General features: G+C 55.9%; 2 protein-coding genes. Both read left to right on the top strand.

The window, feature by feature from the left end:
- A partial coding sequence (locus tag GV819_RS32605; RefSeq protein WP_434738455.1) for a hypothetical protein occupies nucleotides 1–227 on the top strand: 227 nt, incomplete at its 5' end.
- 10 nt (nucleotides 228–237) lie between these two features.
- The coding region (locus GV819_RS32600) for an isochorismatase family protein (protein ID WP_161760120.1) at nucleotides 238–442 on the top strand (205 nt) is incomplete at its 3' end.

Raw genomic sequence — 442 nt, 5'->3', positions numbered from 1 at the left:
GTATTGTGGTGGTCAACCTGACACAATGTATGTCCGGTAAAGTGAACATGGGTGGTTATGCCACCGGTAACGCCCTCGCCCATGCCGGCGTAATTGGCGGTGCAGATATGACTGTAGAAGCCACGCTAACCAAACTGCATTACCTGCTTAGCCAGGAACTGGATACTGAAACCATTCGCAAGGCCATGAGCCAAAACCTGCGCGGCGAACTGACGCCGGATGATTAAGGAGACTGTAATGCCCCCTCGCGCCCTGTTACTGGTCGATTTACAAAATGATTTCTGTGCTGGTGGCGCGCTCGCCGTGCCGGAAGGTGACAGTACGGTGGATGTCGCTAACCGCCTGATTGACTGGTGCCAGTCGCGCGGTGAAGCGGTTATCGCCAGTCAGGACTGGCACCCGGCGAATCACGGCAGTTTTGCCAGTCAGCACGGTGTAGAGC

Origin of the sequence: Pseudomonas sp. Fl5BN2, from assembly GCF_009908205.1 — a bacterium.
In the GTDB taxonomy this organism is placed as follows: domain Bacteria; phylum Pseudomonadota; class Gammaproteobacteria; order Pseudomonadales; family Pseudomonadaceae; genus Aquipseudomonas.
Note: the sequence above shows the minus strand (reverse complement) of the source record. Positions and strands in the feature narration are given on the sequence as shown.